The organism is Hymenobacter antarcticus, assembly GCF_039539545.1.
GTDB classification, from domain to species: Bacteria; Bacteroidota; Bacteroidia; order Cytophagales; family Hymenobacteraceae; genus Hymenobacter; species Hymenobacter antarcticus.
The window spans coordinates 66,357-81,810 of record NZ_BAABDI010000010.1 but is presented as its reverse complement, the minus strand read 5'-3'; the positions used below and the strand labels follow the sequence as shown (position 1 = coordinate 81,810).

Annotated in this window: 13 protein-coding genes; 3 read left to right on the top strand and 10 right to left on the bottom strand. The window is 57.4% G+C overall.

Annotation, left to right across the window (positions count from 1 at the left end; translation table 11 throughout):
- Window positions 1-20 precede the first annotated feature (20 nt).
- The 5 genes from ABD819_RS09165 to ABD819_RS09145 form a co-directional block, all read right to left on the bottom strand.
- Window positions 21-653 (bottom strand): ABC transporter ATP-binding protein, encoded by a 633-nt coding sequence (locus ABD819_RS09165; RefSeq protein WP_345123359.1) that lies wholly within the window; start codon window positions 651-653, stop codon window positions 21-23.
- Window positions 654-811: 158 nt separating this feature from the next.
- Window positions 812-1,618: an acyl-ACP--UDP-N-acetylglucosamine O-acyltransferase gene (gene lpxA / locus ABD819_RS09160; protein WP_345123357.1), complete on the bottom strand. Its 807-nt coding sequence runs from the start codon at window positions 1,616-1,618 to the stop codon at window positions 812-814.
- Between the two features lie 123 nt (window positions 1,619-1,741).
- The gene (locus tag ABD819_RS09155; RefSeq protein ID WP_345123354.1) at window positions 1,742-3,136 is read right to left on the bottom strand and encodes a bifunctional UDP-3-O-[3-hydroxymyristoyl] N-acetylglucosamine deacetylase/3-hydroxyacyl-ACP dehydratase; all 1,395 of its coding nucleotides are present in this window, start codon (window positions 3,134-3,136) and stop codon (window positions 1,742-1,744) included.
- A 99-nt stretch (window positions 3,137-3,235) separates the two neighbouring features.
- Window positions 3,236-4,276 (bottom strand): UDP-3-O-(3-hydroxymyristoyl)glucosamine N-acyltransferase, encoded by a 1,041-nt coding sequence (lpxD, locus tag ABD819_RS09150; RefSeq protein ID WP_345123352.1) that lies wholly within the window; start codon window positions 4,274-4,276, stop codon window positions 3,236-3,238.
- Between the two features lie 92 nt (window positions 4,277-4,368).
- The gene (locus tag ABD819_RS09145; protein ID WP_345123350.1) at window positions 4,369-5,598 is read right to left on the bottom strand and encodes an HD domain-containing protein; all 1,230 of its coding nucleotides are present in this window, start codon (window positions 5,596-5,598) and stop codon (window positions 4,369-4,371) included.
- Window positions 5,599-5,859: 261 nt separating this feature from the next.
- Between ABD819_RS09145 and porX the strand changes: the two genes are divergently transcribed.
- Window positions 5,860-7,428: a T9SS response regulator signal transducer PorX gene (gene porX / locus ABD819_RS09140; RefSeq protein WP_345123348.1), complete on the top strand. Its 1,569-nt coding sequence runs from the start codon at window positions 5,860-5,862 to the stop codon at window positions 7,426-7,428.
- A gap of 104 nt (window positions 7,429-7,532) precedes the next feature.
- Here porX and ABD819_RS09135 read toward each other — a convergent pair whose 3' ends face one another.
- From ABD819_RS09135 to ABD819_RS09120, 4 genes are all read right to left on the bottom strand, one after another.
- Window positions 7,533-7,766: a hypothetical protein gene (locus tag ABD819_RS09135; RefSeq protein WP_345123346.1), complete on the bottom strand. Its 234-nt coding sequence runs from the start codon at window positions 7,764-7,766 to the stop codon at window positions 7,533-7,535.
- A gap of 10 nt (window positions 7,767-7,776) precedes the next feature.
- Window positions 7,777-8,100, bottom strand: a complete 324-nt coding sequence (locus tag ABD819_RS09130) for a hypothetical protein (RefSeq protein ID WP_345123343.1) — start codon at window positions 8,098-8,100, stop codon at window positions 7,777-7,779.
- Between the two features lie 56 nt (window positions 8,101-8,156).
- Entirely contained in the window at window positions 8,157-9,413 is a 1,257-nt protein-coding gene (locus ABD819_RS09125) for a pyridoxal phosphate-dependent aminotransferase (RefSeq protein ID WP_345123341.1), read from the bottom strand.
- Between the two features lie 162 nt (window positions 9,414-9,575).
- Entirely contained in the window at window positions 9,576-12,035 is a 2,460-nt protein-coding gene (locus ABD819_RS09120) for an outer membrane beta-barrel protein (RefSeq protein WP_345123339.1), read from the bottom strand.
- 213 nt (window positions 12,036-12,248) lie between these two features.
- Between ABD819_RS09120 and tsaE the strand changes: the two genes are divergently transcribed.
- Complete coding sequence (tsaE, locus tag ABD819_RS09115) at window positions 12,249-12,686, top strand: tRNA (adenosine(37)-N6)-threonylcarbamoyltransferase complex ATPase subunit type 1 TsaE (RefSeq protein WP_345123337.1); 438 nt, start codon at window positions 12,249-12,251, stop codon at window positions 12,684-12,686.
- A gap of 87 nt (window positions 12,687-12,773) precedes the next feature.
- On the top strand, window positions 12,774-14,000 hold the full coding sequence (locus ABD819_RS09110; RefSeq protein ID WP_345123333.1) for an alanine dehydrogenase: 1,227 nt from the start codon (window positions 12,774-12,776) through the stop codon (window positions 13,998-14,000).
- Window positions 14,001-15,232: 1,232 nt separating this feature from the next.
- Here ABD819_RS09110 and ABD819_RS21535 read toward each other — a convergent pair.
- Window positions 15,233-15,436: a PID-CTERM protein-sorting domain-containing protein gene (locus ABD819_RS21535; RefSeq protein ID WP_425553961.1), complete on the bottom strand. Its 204-nt coding sequence runs from the start codon at window positions 15,434-15,436 to the stop codon at window positions 15,233-15,235.
- Window positions 15,437-15,454: the final 18 nt, after the last annotated feature.

Genomic DNA, 15,454 nt, shown 5'->3' with positions numbered 1-15,454 from the left:
TGAATGCAAATAAAGCCGCGTTATTTCTTCGGCACCGATTGAAAATCCGTTACCAGCAGCTGCTCATCGCAAAAGGCATATTCGGCCGGCACGTTGGAGCTGAGCAGCAGTGTGCGGCCGGCTCGGGTGGCCTGCGCATGTTCGTGGTACCAGGCCACGCCGGCCGCGTCGAGGTTGGTGGTGGGCTCGTCGAGCAGGAGCAGGGGCGCATCGGCATAAAGGGCCAACGCCAGCTTGAGGCGCTGCTTCATACCCGATGAAAACTCGCGTATCAGCTGCTGACGGGACTTTTCCAGGTACATCAGCTCAATGAGCTTATCGGCATTGATACCCGGGCGCAGGGGCTTGAACTGCGTATGAAACTGGAGCATTTCCAGCAGCGTCAGCTCTTCCAGCAGCTCCAGGTAGGGCGCGGCGTAGGCCAGGTGCCGGGGCACATCTTCCACGGCTAAGGAGCGGCCAGCCAGCGAGTAGGCCAGCGTGCCCTCGGTGGGCAGCAATTGGCCCGAAAAAGTGTTCAGCAGCGTGCTTTTGCCGGCTCCGTTGGGGCCCAGCACGGCCGTGGCGCTGCCAGGGTGGAAAACGTGCGTCAGCCCCCGAAAAATCCAGTCGCGCTGAAAGCGCTTACCCAGGCCGGTGGCGGTAATTTGCAATTGTGTGATGTTATGGATTAATGAAAAAAACGTCATGCTGAGCTTGCCGAAGCATCTCTACCGCAATAGTAAATGAATTACTCACACGGTAGAGATGCTTCGGCAAGCTCAGCATGACGTGCTGAATGACGTTCTTATTTTAAGTTGTTGCTAAAGACCTACTCGGCCTCGCTGCCATCGGGCCGGCCGCGCTTGGGGCCTTTGATGATGCCCCGCGTGGCCGCCCGCACGAAGCTGATGGCGATGTCCCGTTCGTCCGAGGCCGGGAGCTCGGCTTCAATCTGGGCCAGGGCATCCTGGGTGTTGAGGCCGCCGAGAAACAACGTACGGTAGAGCTGCTGCACCATGTTGATGGACGTTTCGGAAAAGCCCCGGCGGCGCAGGCCCACCGAATTGGCCCCGGCGTAGGAGAGCGGCTCGCGGCCGGCTTTCACGTACGGCGGTACGTCTTTGCGCACCAGAGAGCCTCCCGAAACCATGGCGTGAGCTCCGATTTTAACGAACTGATGCACGGCCGATGAGCCGCCCACGATGGCGTAATCACCGATTTCAACGTGGCCCGCAACCTGCACCGTATTAGCCAGAATGCAGTGATTGCCAATGATGCAGTCGTGGGCGACGTGAACGTAAGCCATCAGCAGGCAGTGGCTGCCCACGCGGGTTTCGCCGCGGTCCACGGTGCCCCGGTTCACCGTCACGCACTCCCGAATCACGGTGTGGTCGCCGATGACGGCGGTGGTCTGCTCGCCGGCAAACTTCAGGTCTTGGGGTACGGCCCCAATCACGGCCCCCGGAAACACCTGGCACTGCTGCCCGATTCGGGCCCCGTTCATGATGGTCACGTTCGGTCCAATCCAGGTGCCCTCCCCAATTTCGACGTCCGCCGCGATGGTCGTAAACGGTTCAACGGTTACGCCCGGCGCGAGGCGAGCAGCAGGGTGGATATAGGCGAGGGGGGAAAGCATTCTTGTTTTTTGAATTAAGAATTAAGAATTAAGAATTAGGAATTAGGGCATCCAACCAGGCCGGTCAATCGGGTAAGCTGTGTTGAATTATTAATTATTAATTATTAATTTTTAATTAAAAAATTAAGCGTCTTTGCGGACAATGGCGGCACTCATTTCGGCGTCGCACACCACCTTGCCGTTCACGAAGGCCTGGCCGCGCATCTTGGCAATGCCTCGTTTGATGGGGGCCAGCAGCTGACAATGAAAAATAATGGTGTCGCCGGGCAATACTTTTTTGCGGAAGCGGCAGTTTTCAATTCCCAGGAAATACTGCCAGTAGTTTTCGGGGTCAGGCACGGTGTTCATCACCAGAATGCCGCCGGTTTGCGCCAGGGCTTCGATTTGCATCACGCCGGGCATGATGGGGTTGCCCGGAAAATGGCCCTGGAAGAAGGGCTCGTTGATGGTCACATTCTTCACAGCCGTCACCATCTGGTCGTCGAGGTGAATGACCTTGTCAATCATCAGGAACGGGTAGCGGTGGGGCAGCACCTGCATGATGCGGTTCACGTCCATCACCGGCTCGCGGTTGGGGTCGTATACCGGCACGGGGTTGGAGTGCGCCTCCAGCATCTTCTTCTTGATTTTTTTGGCAAAAGCCACGTTGGCGGCGTGGCCGGGGCGGGCGGCCAGAATCTGACCTTTCAGCGGGCGGCCTACCAGGGCGAGGTCGCCCACGAGGTCGAGCAGCTTGTGGCGGGCGGGCTCGTTTTTGTGGCGCAGGTCCACGTTGTTGAGAATGCCTTCTTTCTTGACGGCCACGCGAGGCTTGCCCAGCATTTTGGCCAGGTCATTGAGTTCGTCGTCGCTCACCACGCGGTCCACCACCACAATGGCATTGCTGAGGTCACCGCCGCGAATCAGGTTGTTTTTGTAGAGCATTTCCAGCTCGTGCAAAAAGCAAAAGGTGCGCGACGACGCAATTTCAGCCCCAAACTGGCCGATATCGGCCAGCGTGGCGTGCTGCGAGCCCAGCACCGGCGAGTTGTAGTCCACCATCACCGTGAGGCGGTAGTCGGACAGGGGCAGGGCCGCGATTTCCACGCCGCGTGCATTGTCGACGTAGCGAATGCTCTCCGGGATTTCGTAGTAGTTGCGCAGCGCGTTCTGCTCCTGCAGGCCCACGCTTTCGAGCGCGGTCATGAAATCGGCCGAGGAGCCGTCCATGATAGGCGGCTCGGGGCCGGAGAGCTGGATGAGGACGTTATCGAGCTGCATGCCCACCAGGGCCGCCAGGGTATGTTCCACGGTGTTTACGCGGGCTCCGTTCTGCTCAATGGTGGTACCGCGACTGAGGTCGACCACGTTGTCCACGTCGGCATCCACGATGGGCTGGCCGGGCAAATCTACCCGCTGAAACTTGTAGCCGTGGCCCACCGGCGCGGGGCAAAACGTCATGGTGGCCTCAACGCCGGTGTGCAGTCCGATGCCGCGCACCGTCACGGGTGCCTGAATGGTGTGTTGCTTATCGTTCATCTGATTGGTTGTCAGTTGCTAATTGTTAGTTGTCAGGCTGAAAAGGTCTTTGAACCTGACAACTGACAACTAGCCACCGACAACTACTAGGGCGCAAAGCTAGGGCTTTTCCGTCGTGTTTTGGCCCTTCTCCAGCTGGGCTACGCGCTGTTCGAGCTCGGGCAAACGGCGAAATACGATTTGGGCCCGCTGGTTCTGCTTGAAGTCGAAGGCCGTGGAGCCCTGCAGAATCAGGCCTTCCTGCTTCACGTTTTTGCCCACGCCCGACTGCGCGGTGACGGTGGTTTTGTTGGCCAGCGTGACGTGGCCGGCCATGCCCACCTGGCCCGCCAGCACGCAGTGGTCGCCGATTTTGGCCGAGCCGGCAATGCCGGTTTGCGAGGCAATGACCGTGTGCTGGCCGATTTCGACGTTGTGGGCCAGCTGCACGAGGTTGTCGATTTTGCTGCCCCGGCCGATGCGGGTGGAGCCCAGCGTAGCGCAGTCGATGGTGGCGTTGGCCCCGATGCTCACGTAGTCTTCCAGCACCACGTTGCCGATTTGCGGAATGGCCTTGTAGGAGCCATCGGGCTGCGGCGCGAAACCGAAGCCGTCGCTCCCCACCACGGCCCCGGCCTTGACCACGCAAAACTGCCCAATAATGGTATCGGAATAGATTTTGGCTCCCGCGTGAATGATGCTGCCTGCGCCAATCGTGACCCGGTCGCCGATGTAGGCTTGCGGGAAAATCAGCACGTTCTCGCCCAGCCTGCAGTTCTCACCAATGTAAGAGAAAGCGCCCCGGTAGTGCCCGGGCCCAATCTCCGAGCTCTCGCCGATGAAGGAAGGCTGCTCCACGCCGCGCTTGCCGGTGCGGGTGGCTTGCGCGTAAAACTCCAGCAGCTGGCTAAAAGCGGTGTAGGGATTCTCAACCCGAATAAGTGCGGGCGTGATGGCCTGGCGCAGCTCCAGCGTGTTGGCCACGATGACGGCCGAAGCGCCCGTTTCGTAGAGAAAGGGCTCGTATTTGGCATTCGACAGAAAGGTGAGCGAGCCGGCTTGGGCCTCTTCAATCTTGGCCAGGCTGGAAATGCGCTGGGCCGCGTCGCCCTCCACGGTGCCGCCGAGCACCTCGGCAATTTGCTGAACGGTAAATTCCATAGGCGGCAAAAATAGTGGTTAATGGTTAGTGGTTAATGGTCAATTAGTGGCAGAAAATCCATTAATCATTAACCGTTAAGCACTAACCGTTATTAAACAATCTCCTTCGGGTAGCAGATGTAGAACTTCTCCACCCGCTGGCTCAAGGCCCGGATGTTGGGCAGGTCGGAGGCTTCCATGACATTTACTACGTCGCCTTTTTTGGTCAGAATCTCTATCGGTTCCTGGCTTTCGGCGTTGTAAGCGCTGTTGCTGAGGCGGCCGGAAATCAGGAGCAGCTCGGCTTCGGCGGGCGGGAGGTTGAATTTGTCCTCAATCAGCTCGCGGATGCCGAGGCGGAATTCTTCGTCGAACGGCTCGGGGGCGAGCACGATTTTGAGCAGGTTGCGGTGCAGGATGCTTTTGGCCAGGTAGCTGAGGACTTTATCGGGATGCCCGGCCCAGGCTTTAATGGCCGACCAGATATCGAAATCGTCGAGCTCCACGAAGTGGCTGAGGATTTTGTCGTCGTGCTCAAACTCAGTCAGGCTCACGGCGCGGCCCAGGAAGTAGCCCAGGCAGCTGTTGGCGGGCACTTCCACCCCTTGACGGGCCAGGTCGCGGGCGCGCTGCACGGTGCGGATGACCATTTGCTCGGCCGACGTTACGGTTTTGTGCAGGTACACCTGCCAGTACATCAGGCGGCGGCTCACCAGAAAGTTCTCGACCGAGTACACGGCTTTTTCTTCCAGTACCAGCCGCTCCTCGTGCACGCGCAGCATTTTGATGAGACGGTCGGCACCGGGGCGGCCTTCCTCCACGCCGGTGTAGAAGGAGTCGCGGTTGAGGTAATCGAGCCGGTCCATGTCGAGCTGGCTGCTCACGAGCTGATGAAAAAACGGCCGGGCATACGTGCCCTTAAACATTTCAATGGCTAAATCGAGCCTGCCGCCGAATTCCTTATTCAGCCGCTGCATCAAAAAGAGGGAAAGCTGCTCGTGCGGCACATCCTGAAAAATAGCGGTTTCGAGGGCGTGGGAGAGCGGGCCGTGGCCGACATCGTGCAGCAGAATGGCGGCCAGCGCGGCCTCGCCCTCGGCGGCCGAAATCTTCACGCCCTTGTCTTTGAGCGTGCGCAGGGCCAGCGACATGAGGTGCATGGCCCCCAGCGCGTGATGAAAGCGGGTGTGCAGCGCCCCCGGATACACAAAACCCGTGAGGCCGAGCTGCTGAATACGCCGCAGCCGCTGGAAATACGGGTGTTCGATGAGGTCAAACAGAAACTCCGTCGGGATGGTAACGAAACCATAAACCGGGTCGTTGAAAATCTTCTTTTTATTCACTGAGCGAGTGGGGGAGGGAATGACGGGCAGAACACAGAACGGAGAAATACGGCGCGGCCGGGCAGAAATAGGCAACATTTGCAGCCGCCGCCCGTCAATGACTGAACGCGAAGCTACGGCCCATCGTTTGGGCAAGCTCAACACGTTAATAGGACCTCGGCCGGGCGAATGCCGCTGAGGTGCTATATATCCATTCGGGACATCTTACGTTACCTATGGTAGCCAAGTCGCTAAAGTCCCCAAGACCCTAATTCCTTACCTATGCAACAAACCACCATTCTCTGGGCCGACGACGAAATCGATTTGCTCAAGCCGCACTTGCTGTTTCTGAAGGAAAAAGGCTACGACGTAACGCCCGTCAACAGCGGGGCCGATGCCATTGAGGAGATTCAGGAAAAGAGCTACGACCTCGTGTTTCTCGACGAGAACATGCCCGGCCTCACCGGCCTGCAAACCCTCACCGAAATCAAGGCCATCCGGCCCACCGTGCCCGTGGTGATGATTACCAAGAGCGAGGAAGAGCACATCATGGAGTCGGCCATCGGGGCCAAAATCGCTGATTACCTCATCAAGCCGGTGAACCCGAGCCAGATTTTGCTGGCCGTGAAAAAGGTGCTCGACAACAAGCGCCTCGTGAGCGAAGCCACCAATAGCGGCTACCAGCGCGACTTCCGCCAGCTCGGCATGCAGCTTTCCGACCGCCTCTCGCCGGCCGAGTGGGCCGACGTGTACAAGAAGCTGGTGTACTGGGAGCTCGAAATCAACGAAACCGAAGGCAAGAGCATGGCCGAGGTGTTCAACATGCAGAAGGACGAGGCCAACAACTACTTCGGCCGCTTCATCACGGAGAACTACGAGGACTGGGTGGACGGCAGCGACAAGGACGCGCCCCTCATGTCGCACCAGCTGTTCAAAGACCGGGTGTTTCCCACGCTGAAGGCCACCGGCGACACGCCCGTGTACTTCGTGCTGATTGACAACCTGCGCTACGACCAGTGGAAGGTGCTGGAGCCCATCATCACCGAAATGTTCACCGTGGACAGCGAGGAGATGTACTACGCCATCCTGCCGACCACCACGGCGTATGCGCGGAATGCTATTTTTTCGGGCATGATGCCGAGCGAGATTCAGAAGAAGTACCCCAATCTGTGGGTGGACGACCAGGACGACGAAGGCAAAAACCTGCACGAGGCGGAGTTCATGGAAATTAATTTCCAGAAGAACAACCAGAAGGTGAAGCACAGCTACCACAAGGTGACTAACCTGCAGGCCGGCAAGGATTTGCTGGGCAAGATGAGCAACCTGCACAACAACTATAAGTGCAACGTCATCGTGTACAACTTCGTGGACATGCTCTCGCACGCCCGCACCGACATGGCCATGATTCGCGAGCTGGCGGCCGATGAATCGGCCTACCGCAGCATCACCCGCTCGTGGTTTCTGCACTCGCCGCTGTATGAGATGATGCAGCAGATTGCCGAGAAAAAGGGCAAGCTCATCATCACCACCGACCACGGCACCATTCGCTGCAAGCGCCCCTACAAGATTGTAGGCGACCGCAACACCAACACCAACCTGCGCTACAAGCACGGCAAAAATCTGGGCTTCGAGGACTCGCGCGACGTGTACGTGGTGCGCAAGCCGGAATCAATTTTCCTGCCGCGTGAGAACGTGAGTACGGCCTATGTCTTCACCATTGGCGACTACTTTTTCGCCTACCCCAACAACTACAACTACTACGTGAACTACTATAAGGACACGTTCCAGCACGGCGGTATCTCACTGGAGGAATGCATTATTCCGTATGTGACGTTGACGGCTAAGGGCTAGCGCGCAAGGTTTCGCAAAGGGAAAAAAGGGAAGTCCCGCAAAGTTTGACGTTCAGCCAGACTTTGCGGGACTTCCCTTTTTCACTTTGCGAAACCTTGCGCGAATTATTCCAGCATTTTCAAAAGCTCCTCCAACTCGCCGGGGCGTAAGTCAGCACGGTCGGCCTTGTCGTAGATAGTGAGCAATACAATTTCTTTGTCAAGGATGGCAACATAAGTGATGATTCTTGCGCCACCGGAACTGCCTTTTCCCTTGCTGCCAATTGCTAACCGGATTTTATAGCAGCTCTTTCCAAGTGCGGTACCAATCGTTGGATTTTTAAGCAACTGTTGTTGCAAAAGGCCCAACTCATTTTTTAGCGAAGGATACTTGTTGATGAGAGGTTTGGCTGCCCGCTTGAATTTTGCCAAGAGCTTGATGCTTTAGCTCATTCAAAAAATCATCTAAAGTCTGCAGTTGCTTTTCACCGCGCTGATACTGCTTTAGCTCGATGAATGCTTCCCGCAAGTCGTCGGCGACCGAAGGCAATTGCTTTTTTGGTCGCTTCGCGTTAGGCTTTGGTATCTCCATCAATTCAACAAGCTGCTGCCGCTCTTTCGCCGAAAACTGCTGATGCAGCATTTCGGCCAGTTGCGGAATGGTGAGGGGAATAGTCAGCTTCAGCGTGTTCATGTCTGAAAGATAAAAACGGAGAACCAATAACGCACAAGCTCAGCAAAAAGTGACGGTTACCTCAACTTATCCAACGCCGCCCGCAGCCGTGGCAACGCCGCCGCAATAGATTCTACTGTTTCGGCCCCTACCGAGGCGCGGAACCATGGCTCGGTGGCCGGCGAGCCGAAGGCGCTGAATGGCACCAGCGCCAACTGGGCTTCGGAAATGAGGTAGGAGGTGAGCTCGGCGGTGGTGGCGAGCACGGTTCCGTCGGGCGCGGTGCGGCCTAGCACGTCGATTTTGATGGTGAGGTAGATGGCTCCGGCGGGCGCTACGGCATCGACGGGGTAGCCGGCGGCCTTCATCTCTTGTAAGCCTTTGAAAAGACCTTCCAGGGAGCTGTCCAGGCGGCTTTTCATGCTGGCCAGGAATTCGTCGACGGCGGTGGTTTTGGGCAGGAAGTGGGCGGTGGCTACCTGCTCGGCTTTGGGAGCCCAGGCCCCGACGTGGCCCAGGATGGACTTCATCTTTTCAATGATGGAGGCCGGCCCGAAGCCGTAGCCCACGCGCACGCCGGTGGCAGCAAAGCACTTGGAAATACCGTCGATATAGATGACGTAGTCGCGGAGTTCCGGCCGCAGGCTCACCGGGTCAAAATGCTGCGTGTCGCCGAAGGTAAGCAGCCAATAAATCTGGTCGTAGAGGATGTAGAGCGGCTTTTCGTCGGGGCCACGACGCTGGTTTTCGGCTACCACCAGGTCGCAGATTTCTTCCAGGCCGGCTTTGGTGAAAACCGTGCCCGTGGGGTTTAGCGGGGAGCACAACGCCAGGAGCGTGGCCCCGGCCAGGTGGGGAGCCAGGTCGGCGGCGGCGGGCATGAAGTTATTTTCGGAATAGGTGGGCACCGTCACGGGCGTTGCTCCCACCAAGTGGCAATAGTGGTTGTTGTTCCAGCTTGGGAGCGGGAAAATCACCCGGTCGCCGGGGTCCACCAGGGCCCGGTAGGTGGCATAAATGAGCGGGCGCGAGCCGCCGGCCACCAAAATGTCGTTGGGGCCGTAGGTGAGGCCCTGGCGGGTTTGGAGGAAATCGGAGACGGCCTGCCGCAGCTCAGCTACCCCGGCGGCGGGCGGGTAGCTGGTGATGCCCGCCTGATAAGCCTGCACGATGCCCGCATTGAGCCCCGCCGGAATGGGAAAAATGCTGGAGTCAAAGTCGCCGATGGTCAGGTTGCAAATGTTGGCACCCTGCCGCACCTGCTCACTTACCTGGTTGCCGATGCGGATGATTTCGGAGCCGCTCAGGCCGGCTGCCATTTTGGATACTTGCATGGAAGTTGGGACAGAAGAATAAACGCCGTTGCGGCCCACGAAGGTAAAAGACGCTGCGCTTAAGTTGTTAGTCATTAGTCGTCAGTTGTTAGTAGGATGGCATTCGGCTGACTGACAACTACCAACGAGTAACTAATAACCCGTTTGCTTTTGAACGACTGCTTACTGGCCGGCCGCGCGGCGCAACTCCTCCTCCGCGCCGACGGTGCGCTTGCGGGCCGCCGCCACTTTGCTGCTGCCAAAACGGTAGGTAAGGGCCGCCGTAAGCACCCTGGTGTCCTGCCCCGAAACGAAGGACTCGGTGAAGTTGTCGTAGGTAGAAGTCGTGCGGATGGGCGTGGTATAGAGCACATCGGCCACGTTCACCCGCAGGGTTCCTTGCTTGTTCCAGAGGCTTTTTTGCAGGCCGGCCGACAGTTGGCCCCGGTTTCGGATTACTTCAAACCCGTACACTTCCCGCGATTCGTACAGCGCGTTGATGTCCGCCGACCAGCCGTGGGGCATGATGAAGCTGCTGTTGGCCGAAAGCGTGCAGGCGGCGCGGCCGCGGTCGAGCGCCGTGCCGGCCAGGTTGCCCCGGTAGCGAGTGTAGTAAAATACGCCGTTGGCGTACAGCGTCCACCATTTGGCTAGCTCCAGGGGCGCAGTCAGGGTGAGGGCGTAGTACTGCTGGGTGGTCAGGTTCACGTCGCGGTTCACCACGAGGCGGCCACCGTCGGGCGCGGGCTGCACCACGTTCACAAACGGCAGGTTGGTGTAGGCGAAGGCCAGCGCGGTGCTGAATTTCTGGCGGTAGGTGTGCGATACCTCAAAATTATAGCTGGTTTGGGCCACCAAATCCGGGTTGCCGGCCCGATACGACGTCGCATCCAGGTAATTACGCAATGGATTGACCTGGCCGTAGCTGGGCCGGTCGATGCGCCGGGCCAGCGAAAAGCCCAGCGTGTGCCGCGCATTAATGGTGCGTTGCACCGTGGCGCTGGGGAAAAGCTGGAGGTAATGCCGCTCGCGGGTGGTTTCCCCCGCCAGGTCGGCCAGGGTATTGGTCTGCTCGGCGCGCAGGCCGGCTTGCAGCGTGGTATTGGCAGTGGCCCCGCGCACACTTGCATACGCGGCATTCACATTTTCATTGTACTGAAACCCGTTTGATATCAACGGGTTGAAGAAGCCGTTAGTCAGAAAAAGAACATTGTTGACGGAGCGCACCCGCGTAACTTTCACCCCGGTTTCGAGGCGGGCGCGGTGGGGTAGGGGCTGGCCGTAGTCGGCCTTAAACGTTCCAATGCTGAGGGTGCTGCGCTGGTCACCGCTGACCAGGTCATTGGGCTGGGCCGGCGTTTCAAAATACTTGGCCAGGGTCAGCAAGCGGGTGGTGCGGTAGCGGGCAAAGTCGGCGTCGGCGGTGAGCGTGGCGGCGGTGGCAGAGTCAGCAAAGCTGTGGCGCAGGTTCAGGTTGGCGCTGCCGTTGGGCCGGCTCACATCCTGCAAAGCCGTGGAAGTGTACCGCGCCATGGGTTCGCCCAGCGGGCCAAATTCCTGCGTGCGGTTGGAGGCATCGTTGGTGGTGTTACTTACTAGCCCGGTTGTGGCCACCCCCAGCAGCGTGCGCTTCGAGAGAGTGAGGTCGAGCCCCAACTTGCCGCTGTGCGACTGCAGGTGCGAGAGTTGCTCCGTAGCCAGCACGCTGCTGCCGGCCGGGTGCTGCGGCGTGGCCAAAAACCGCCGATTGAAATCGAGCCGTACAAAGCCCCGGCGGTCGGTGTAGGCGTAGCTGCCGTAAAAATTGAGGTTTTTGCGGCGGTGGTTGAGGGCCCCGCCGCCCGTGAATTTGCCGTACTCGCCCCGGCCGTAGCTGGCGTTGGCGCTGCCGTTGGTGCCCAGGCGCTGGTCTTTTTTGAGGTTGATGGCGATTACGCCGGCCCCGCCCTGGGCATCGTACTGCGCCGGCGGGTTGGTAATCAGCTCGATGCTTTCCAGCTGCTCGGCGGGCAGCGCCTTGAGGTAGCTGGCCAGCTCGACCCCCGTGAGGGGCACGCGCTTGCCATCGATAACCACCAGCAGGCCCTGGCGGCCGCGCAGCACCAGGTTGTCGCTGGCGTCAACGGTCATGCCTGGCGAGCGGCCCAGCACGTCCATAGTAGTGGCGCCGGCCGTGAGTGGGCTGTCGGCCACATTCACCACCGTGCGGTCGGCCCGGTGCTCAAACAAGGGCTTGCGCGCCGCCACGGTTACTTCCTTCAGGGCGGTGGCCTGGCTGGCGGCCAGCTGAATAGCCGGCAGCGTGAGCCCCGCGGCGGGCAGCTCGAACGCCGGACTCCAATACCGCGCAAACCCCACCTGCGCCACCGACACCAGGTAGCGCCTGCCCGAACCCGCATCTAGCCGAAAAGCACCCTGGGAGTCGCTAAATTCAGTTTTAATAACCACTGAATCGGCCGCCCGGTGCAGCGTGACGGTGGCGAACTCCAGGGGTGCGCCCGCTCCGCCGGCTACGGTGCCGCGCACGGCCGCCGGGGCCTGGGCCCGGGCCGGCGATGAAACTACGACAGCAAAGCTGCTGAAAAGGATGGCAAAGGCTTTGGCGAGCGCAAAGCCCTGCCGGCCCGGATAAAGGTGTGGCATGCAGTAAGATTGGGTAGAAATCGAAGAGGAAGCCGGTGGTAAATGGGCTGGAAGTGCCAGTTGCCACCGTTCCCAAAAGAGAATAGAAATATACACCTAGGCCCTTTAAAATGAATATTTTACCAGGGCTGGTAAAGTGTAAAGGTGTGGCATCGGGGTGAATATTCCAATACCAGGCATCAGGGTCTGCCCCGGAGCCGGTAAATTTGCCTCATGCTACCATTCGAGATTTCTGCGCCAACCCTTGCCGATTTGCCCGCCGCCGCCCGTCAGGTGCAGGCCGCTATTGCCGAATCGGGCTGCCGCGTGGTGGCTTTTGAAGGCGAGATGGGCGCGGGTAAAACCACGTTAATCAACGCGCTGGCGGCGGCTATGGGCATCGACGACGATGTGAGCAGCCCCACGTTTGCCCTGGTCAACGAGTACCAGACGGCCAGCGGGCAGCCCGTCTACCATTTCGATTTCTACCGCATTGATTCCATCGATGAGGCCGTGCGAATAGGCGCGACCGAGTACCTCGATTCCGGGTATCTTTGCCTGGTAGAGTGGCCTGCCCGCGTGGAGGCGCTTTTGCCCGTGCCCCGCCTGGAAGTGCGTCTGGAGGTAACGGTCAATGAAACCCGAATAATTAAAGTAAGAATTATAAATTAAGAAGTAGAAATGATGGGCTAACGATTGGGAAGAAGCATTTGGGCTGATTTTTAATTCTTGACTTATAATTTTTAGTTCTATTTCCTTATGGCCGAACAGCTCCCTTCCGGTTTCGAGTCCCTGGCCACGAGCCGCGCCTATTTCACCCAGGAATCGATGCTGGCCGTGGAAACGCGCAAGCGCAAGCTGTTCATCGGCATGCCGCGCGAAACCTCGCTCCAGGAAAACCGCCTCGGCCTTACGCCGGAAGCCGTGCAGCACCTCGTATCGGCCGGCCATGAAGTGGTGATGGAAGCCGGGGCCGGCGAGCCCAGCAAGTACGCCGACCACGCCTATTCCGAAGCCGGGGCCCAGATTGCGTACTCCAGCGAGGAGGTTTTCAAGGCCGATATCCTGCTGAAAGTGGCCCCGCCTACGCTGGAGGAAATCGAGCTGCTGCACCCCAACCAAACCCTGATTTCGGCCCTGCAAATGGGCTCCATGACCCAGGAATACATTGCGGCCCTGTCGCGCAAAAAAATCAACGCCATCGGCTACGAGCTGATGAAAGACCCTAGCGGGGCCCGCCCCGTGGTGCGCGCCATGAGCGAAATCGCGGGCTCAACCGTGATGCTGATTGCGGCCGAATACCTGGCCCGCTCCAACGAGGGCAAGGGCATTATTCTGGGCGGCATCACGGGCGTGCCGCCGTCGCAGGTAGTCATTCTCGGGGCTGGCACGGTGGCCGAGTACGCCGCCCGTGCCGCCACCGGCCTCGGGGCCGAAGTGAAGGTGTTCGACAACCACCTTTACAAGCTGCGCCGCCTCAAGCACAACCTGGGCATGCAGCTCTACACCAGCACGCTGGACACGTTTGCCCTCAGCCAGCAAATCCGTCGGGCCGACGTCGTTATCGGCGCGCTGGCGGTCGAGGACGGCCGTATTCCCTTCATGGTGAGCGAGGAAATGGTAGCCAGCATGGCCCCCGGCTCCATCATTATCGACGTGAGCATCGACCAGGGCGGCTGCTTCGAAACCAGCGAGATGACCAGCCACAGCAAGCCCGTATTCCGCAAATACGACGTGGTGCATTACTGCGTGCCCAACATCGCCTCCCGCGTGCCCCGCACCGCCACCAACGCGCTGAGCAACATCTTCACGCCCATCCTCCAGGAAATCAGCCAGCACGGCGGCATCAACGAAGTGCTGTTCACTAATGAGCATTTCCGCAGCGGCGTGTACATCTACCGTGGCTCGCTAACCAATGCGATGATTGCGAAGAAATTCAATATGCGGTACAAGGAATTGGGGCTGCTGATTGCGGTGCGGAATTAGGGAAACAGAGCAATGCTTTTTGCAGGAGTTAAGTTTTCAGTATAGGGCTTCCGCACCAAATTTCGCGGTTTTTAGCCCTGTTTGACGGGTTGCTGGTTTCTGTCGATGACAAAATCCGCTCTTCGTTTTGCTCCCTCGGTAAATAACCGCTGGAAGTTCCTCCTAAAGCAGCTTAGCCAAGGCAAAAATGTCTCAAAAACCGCGAAATTTGGTGCGGAAGCCCTATTTTCAGTATGACTCTAGCTTAGGTTGGCTCGTTGAATGAGTACTTCTACGCCGGCAATATATTATTATTAGGTTTCGTCTTAAATTAACACTATTTGTTGTTTTAAAGTACGATATTAATTGAAAACCAATGCGTTAAAACACCACATTTATAGCATTGCAGCAGCGCTACAAGAAATAATAACGAAGTATATATAACATATTATTAATTTGGAGTTGTGACAAAATTCAGCAAACTCCTCATTTAAATAAAGGGAGGTGTACAATTTTCGGTCAGGGAAAAGCTGCGCAGGTGCCAGAAATGACGTATACTTTTTTAACAAAGTTGAAAATTGCTTTTCATCCAGCAGGGTGCCTCTGAAAAACGAAATATAATTTAACAGCCTTCTTATTCGGTACTTGTTGTAGATGGAACCTGCCGCTGTATGAACAAGCGCAATCAAAAACATTGTGATTTTAAAATTGCTCATAAGTATATTATTATAAATATTATACTTTAACGTCAAAGCTTGTGTAAGCTTCCCCTAAAAGTAGGCCAATAAAAAGTAGAGAAGGATACAATCTTCCCGCCGGCACTTTACAAGCTCCTCTTTAAATTAGGTTATGATTAATATGTAAATAACTAAATTTTATATTGATAAAATAGTAGCTCAATTATAGAATCTTTCACGCTTCCACCAGCCACCTTTCCACCAGCCACCTTTCCACCAGCTACCTTTCCACCAGCTACCTTTCCACCAGCTACCTTTCCACCAGCTACCTTTCCACCAGCAACTGCCGGCCCAGCAGTAGCAACTGCTTCTTTAGCTCCAGTGCACCGTTGCGGTGTTTGTTGGGATTGTAAGCGAACGGAAGTTCGGAGTTAGTATACATTATTTATATATAAATAATTATATTTTAATAATACCTGACACGAAGTATCTGGATTTGATACTTACAGTTGCTGAGAATTTAAAAAAGGCGACCTACTGGAAAGTAGGTCGCCTTTTTTCATTGCTAAAACCAAGTTACCGCGCCTTGCGGCGGTCCCGTAGCTTTTTCAAGCCGAGGGCGACGCCGCTGGCTAGTAGCAGGGATGCACCGCCATCGATGGGCACGGCAGTAGGGTTAACAGTTGGGCCGGGAGTGGGGCCGCCGGACCCGGGCTGGGCCAAGGTCGTGACAGCGCTAAACAGGACGCATAATGCGCTCAAGAGAGCATACTTTTTCATGTGAAAGAAGCTTGGGTG

Excerpts from the sequence above, each read along its gene's own strand:
- lpxA (WP_345123357.1), bottom strand. The coding sequence starts at position 1,618 with ATGCTTTCCCCCCTCGCCTATATCCACCCTGCTGCTCGCCTCGCGCCG.
- ABD819_RS09155 (WP_345123354.1), bottom strand. The coding sequence starts at position 3,136 with ATGAACGATAAGCAACACACCATTCAGGCACCCGTGACGGTGCGCGGC.
- lpxD (WP_345123352.1), bottom strand. The coding sequence starts at position 4,276 with ATGGAATTTACCGTTCAGCAAATTGCCGAGGTGCTCGGCGGCACCGTG.
- porX (WP_345123348.1), top strand. The coding sequence starts at position 5,860 with ATGCAACAAACCACCATTCTCTGGGCCGACGACGAAATCGATTTGCTC.
- ABD819_RS09130 (WP_345123343.1), bottom strand. The coding sequence starts at position 8,100 with ATGAACACGCTGAAGCTGACTATTCCCCTCACCATTCCGCAACTGGCC.
- ABD819_RS09125 (WP_345123341.1), bottom strand. The coding sequence starts at position 9,413 with ATGCAAGTATCCAAAATGGCAGCCGGCCTGAGCGGCTCCGAAATCATC.
- ABD819_RS09120 (WP_345123339.1), bottom strand. The coding sequence starts at position 12,035 with ATGCCACACCTTTATCCGGGCCGGCAGGGCTTTGCGCTCGCCAAAGCC.
- tsaE (WP_345123337.1), top strand. The coding sequence starts at position 12,249 with ATGCTACCATTCGAGATTTCTGCGCCAACCCTTGCCGATTTGCCCGCC.
- ABD819_RS09110 (WP_345123333.1), top strand. The coding sequence starts at position 12,774 with ATGGCCGAACAGCTCCCTTCCGGTTTCGAGTCCCTGGCCACGAGCCGC.
- ABD819_RS21535 (WP_425553961.1), bottom strand. The coding sequence starts at position 15,436 with ATGAAAAAGTATGCTCTCTTGAGCGCATTATGCGTCCTGTTTAGCGCT.